Origin of the sequence: Streptomyces alkaliterrae (genome assembly GCF_007097205.2) — a bacterium.
GTDB lineage: Bacteria > Actinomycetota > Actinomycetes > Streptomycetales > Streptomycetaceae > Streptomyces > Streptomyces alkaliterrae.
On the sequence record NZ_VJYK02000387.1, the window covers coordinates 1 to 4,366 of the forward strand.

Below are 4,366 nucleotides of genomic sequence, written 5' to 3' on the forward strand. Positions count from 1 at the left end.
TACCGACAACTTCCACGCCCCGCACGGCCACGCCCACAACCACCCCCACGACAAGCCGGCCCCGGCGGACCGTCCTCTGGCTCGGCCCCCTCCTCGCGGGACTCGCCACCCTCATCTGGTCGGGGAACTTTGTCATCGCCCGCGCGCTGTCCGACGAGATACCGCCGATCCAGACCGCGTTCTGGCGCTGGGCCATCGCGCTGCTGGCCCTGGCCCCCTTCGCGGCCAGGGGCCTGTGGCAGCACCGCAGCGCCATCCGCGCGCACGCCGGCTACATCACCGTCGTCGGCCTGCTCGGCATGACGCTCTTCAACACCCTCATCTACATCGCCGGACAGACCACCTCCGCCACGAACCTTGCCCTGATCGCCGCCGCGTCCCCCGTCCTGATCGCCGTCTTCGCCGCCGTCGGAGGGGAACGCCTCTCCCGGCTGCGCGTCGCGGGCATGCTGCTCGCACTCGTGGGCGTGGTGGCGCTGGTCGCCAAGGGCAGCGTGACGGTGCTGCTCGGGCTGGACTTCGCCGTCGGCGACCTGTGGATGATCGCGGCCATGTGCACCTTCGCCGGCTACTCCGCACTCCTCAAGCGCAAGCCGAAGGAGATTCCCGCGGTGGTGTTCCTGGCCGCAACCGTCCTGTTCGGCCTGGTCATGCTGCTCCCCGCCCAGCTCGTGTCGCTCGCCGTCGAGGGCGGATTCAGCCCCACCGGCGGCAACCTGTCCGCCCTCGCCTACATCGGTATCGCCTCCTCGGCCCTGGCGTTCTTCGTCTGGAACAAGGCCGTCGAGCTGATCGGCGCCACCCGCGCCGGAGTTGTCTACTACCTGCAGCCCGTCTGCGTCGCCGGACTCGCGTACCTCGCCATCGGCGAGGCCTCCACACTCGCCCAGTTCGCCTGCATGGGCCTGATCATCGCCGGCGTCGTCCTCTCCTCCTCCCGCCGCTGACGCGGCGGCGCGGCCTCGCCCGACCTCCTCTACCTCCTCCTACACCGAAGTCACCCAAGGAGAAAGCCGTGTTCACCACCACGCCGGACATCAACAGCGAACGGCTCCTGAAGGACCTCAACCGTCTGGCGCAGATCGGCGCCGGTGCGGACCGGGCCATCCACCGCATCGCCGGCAACGACGCCGACATGGCCGCCCGTGACTGGATCGACAAGACCATGCGGGTGTCCGGCCTGCACTCCTACTACGACGCCGTCGACAACGTGTTCTCCCGCCGCCTCGACACCTCCGGCCCCTGGCTGCTGATCGGCTCCCACTCCGACACGGTCCCGGCCGCCGGACACCTCGACGGCGCCTACGGCGTCGTCGCCGCCATGGAGGTGCTGCGCACCCTCCACGAGCACGACCACCCCATAGCCGACCACGTCGAGACCGTCGCCTGGTTCGACGAGGAGGGCGTCATGGAGGGCAGCAAGGGCGGACTGACCGGCTCCACCGCGTTCACCCGCGACCCGCACGCCGACGACCTGTTCGCGTACATCGAGCTGCACGTCGAGCAGGGCCCGCGCATGGAACGCGACGGCCTCGACCTGGCGCCCGTCACCGGCATCGTCGGCGTCCGCCGCTACGACGTGGCCGTGCGCGGCCAGGCCAATCACGCCGGCACCACGCCGTTCGAGCTACGACAGGACGCCGGCCGGGTCGCGGCCCGCGTCGCCACCGAACTCAGGCGGATCTGCCAGGACATCGACCCGGCCTCCGTCGGCAACGCCGGTGTCATCTCCTTCGACCCCGCCGCCGCCAACGTCGTACCCGGCGCCGCCCGGGTCGAACTGGAGGTGAGGGCCGGCACCGACCAAGCCCTCGACCGCATCGAACAGTCCCTCTCCGACTTCCTCCTCCTCGCCGCCGACGAGGAGGAGTGCGCGGCCGAACTCAACCGCACGAGCGCGAAGCCCGCCGCCGTTTTCGACAAGCGCGTATACGGGGTGGTCGAGGAGGTATGCCGGGAACGCACCGACAGGTGCGAGCCGCTGCTGTCCTACGCCGGCCACGACGCGTCGGTCATCTCCACCCGCCTCCCCACCGCCATGCTGTTCGTCCCCTCCACCGGCGGCTTCTCCCACTCCAACCGCGAACACACCTCCGACGAACACCTGATCCTCGGCACCCAAGCCCTCCTGGACGCCGTGATCCGCACCGGCGAAACCCTCCTCCCCGGCCTCCTCACAAAACACCTCACCACCGTCTGACCTCCACCTCCACCCCGACCGCGCCTCGGCTCCCAGCCCCTTCACGGCGGCCAGGGAGCCGAAGCGCGATCACGCCCTCCGTCCGGATCAGGACTGCAGGGCCGCGTCGAGGTGGTCCTGCACCGGCTCGAAGAGTCCGTACGGCACGTACTCCGGGATCTCGCGATGTGCGACCCAGGCGAGCTCAACCAACTCCTCGGTGTCCGCGACGTACGCCGTACCTCCCAGCGCCTCGCAGGCGATGTACGACATGTGCCGGCCGGTCCTCGGGTGGACGCGTTCGCCGAGCGGCTTCACGGCCGCCACGGTCAGCCCGGTCTCCTCGCGGATCTCCCGCACGGCGGCTTCCTCGCGGGTCTCTCCGGGCTCGACCTCACCGGCCGGAAACTGCCAGGACAGTCGCCCCTCGCTGACCCGGCGGCGCACCATCAGCACACGTCCCTCGTACACGACGATGGCTGCGGCGATACCCGGCCGCTCGTCGGTGTTCGCCCGCATCGCGGCTGCTCCTGACTCAGACAGACCGTTCGACGGCCTCGAAGATGTCCGCGTCGGTCTCACGCTGCCATTCCGGCAGGTCGTCCCAGTCCGCCACGTAGCCGGGCTTCGGGTTCTCGAAGTGCTTGTGGATCTGTGCGATCCAGCAGGTGGCCACAAAGCGGCCCTTCTGGTCGCGGGAGAGCTTGGTGGCGTGGCCGCCGCTGACCTCGATGAAGTCGCGGATCTGGCCGCAGACTGCTGCTGCGGCCTCACGCTCCCACTCGGGCGTCTCCTCCCACGGCGCGATATAGCTCGACTTCGGCTCACCAGGGTAGTGCTGCTTCACCCCGGCGATCCACGCATCCCGGAAAACGCGTCCAGGTCGCTCGCTCACGGATTTCCCTTCATGCCGGACGATCGGGGCGTGGCTGAAAGCGGCTGAGAAGGTGGGCGTTGACGGATCTGGCGTCCTCCGCCAGTTCCGGTCCTTCGTCCTTCAGGAGGCGTAGGGCCTTCTGAACCGTCGCGTTGGAGGCCGAGAAGCGTTCCGTGAGCTGGGCGGTGGTCGGCATCCTGCCGCCGGGTGGCAGGTCGCCGCGCATGATGTCGTCGCGGAGATCGGCTGCGATCCGCTCGTGCAGCGAACGCGGGTCGCCGTGCCCCGTGGCTTCTTCCGGCATGCGTCAGTCGATCCTCAGTTCGTAGCGCAGGCGTTGACGATGCGCGGGCATCACCATGCGATCGACCTGGATGGGCTGGTGTCGGTGAGTTCGAAGGGCAGGTCGTCGAGGAGCGTGATCCGGCGTCGGACGACCACGTCGCCGCCGTCCGGCGTGCCGAGCAGTGTCGCGATCTCGCTGGGTGCCGGCACGACGCCCGCGTGGGTGATGCGCTGCGTTCCACGGCGGCCGCGTGCGCCGGCCTCGGTGCTCCAGGGGTCGCCGTGTCCGGAGGAGCGCGCGGTCAGGTATGGCCGCGAGCTGCTGACCCACTCACCCATGCCGTCTCCCGCAAGTCGTCGCAGAGGAACCGTCCGTTCGCGTACACGGTATGCGGGGCTGGTGTTCGAGGTGAAGGTCAAGTGGCGTCGCACGGGCGCCAAGTGCGGGTGTTGACAGGGGGGTTGGTCTGGACCAATCTTGCGTGGCATGTCGAGACGTCGTAGGTCGCGGGTCTGTCGTGCGGTGGTGTCGCTGGCCGCGCTGGTGTTGGTCGGGAGTGGAGTGAACTCCTCGGCGCAAGCCGGTGGTTGGCCGGAGGCCGTGCCGGTGGTGAGCCGGGTGGAGACGGATGAGGCGGTGGTGTTCATCACCGTTGACGACGGGTGGTATCGGGACGCGGGGGCGCGGCGGGTGTTGCTGGAGGAGAGGGTGCCGGCGTCGTTGTTCCTGTTGCCGCAGGCGTACGAGCAGGAGCCGGGATTCTTCCAGGGGTTGCTCAACGGGGGGCCGTCGCGGATGGAGAACCACACGGTGAACCATCCCGATCTGCGGGAGCTGGACGCGGCCGGGCAGCGGGCGGAGCTCTGCGGGGCGCGGGATCGGAACCTGGCGGCGGTCGGGGACGCGCCGCGGCTGGTGCGGCCCCCGTACGGGCTGTACGACGAGCGGACGCTGGTCGCGGCGCGGCAGTGCGGCGCGAAGGCTCTTGTGACGTGGACGCACGACTTCACGGCTGTCTCTTATA

At 69.5% G+C, this 4,366-nt stretch carries 7 protein-coding genes; 3 read left to right on the forward strand and 4 right to left on the reverse strand.

From position 1 onward, the window contains the following. Positions 1-947 (forward strand): DMT family transporter (locus FNX44_RS24220; RefSeq protein ID WP_153507690.1); only part of this gene is annotated, 947 nt, incomplete at its 5' end. Between the two features lie 68 nt (positions 948-1,015). After that, complete coding sequence (locus tag FNX44_RS24225; protein WP_143651073.1) at positions 1,016-2,200, forward strand: M20/M25/M40 family metallo-hydrolase; 1,185 nt, start codon at positions 1,016-1,018, stop codon at positions 2,198-2,200. Between the two features lie 87 nt (positions 2,201-2,287). On the opposite strand, the gene FNX44_RS24230 is transcribed toward FNX44_RS24225, so the two are convergent. The 4 genes from FNX44_RS24230 to FNX44_RS24245 are packed head-to-tail and all read right to left on the reverse strand — an operon-like array spanning position 2,288 to position 3,680. Next, positions 2,288-2,698, reverse strand: coding sequence for an NUDIX hydrolase (locus FNX44_RS24230; RefSeq protein WP_143651075.1), 411 nt, complete (start codon positions 2,696-2,698; stop codon positions 2,288-2,290). Positions 2,699-2,714: 16 nt separating this feature from the next. Further along, on the reverse strand, positions 2,715-3,026 hold the full coding sequence (locus tag FNX44_RS24235; RefSeq protein WP_438948040.1) for a hypothetical protein: 312 nt from the start codon (positions 3,024-3,026) through the stop codon (positions 2,715-2,717). A 58-nt stretch (positions 3,027-3,084) separates the two neighbouring features. After that, positions 3,085-3,360, reverse strand: coding sequence for a winged helix-turn-helix domain-containing protein (locus tag FNX44_RS24240; protein WP_407699177.1), 276 nt, complete (start codon positions 3,358-3,360; stop codon positions 3,085-3,087). 50 nt (positions 3,361-3,410) lie between these two features. Next, positions 3,411-3,680: a UTRA domain-containing protein gene (locus tag FNX44_RS24245; protein ID WP_407699178.1), complete on the reverse strand. Its 270-nt coding sequence runs from the start codon at positions 3,678-3,680 to the stop codon at positions 3,411-3,413. A 148-nt stretch (positions 3,681-3,828) separates the two neighbouring features. Between FNX44_RS24245 and FNX44_RS24250 the strand changes: the two genes are divergently transcribed. After that, on the forward strand, positions 3,829-4,366 hold a 538-nt coding region (locus FNX44_RS24250; RefSeq protein ID WP_143651084.1), incomplete at its 3' end, for a polysaccharide deacetylase family protein.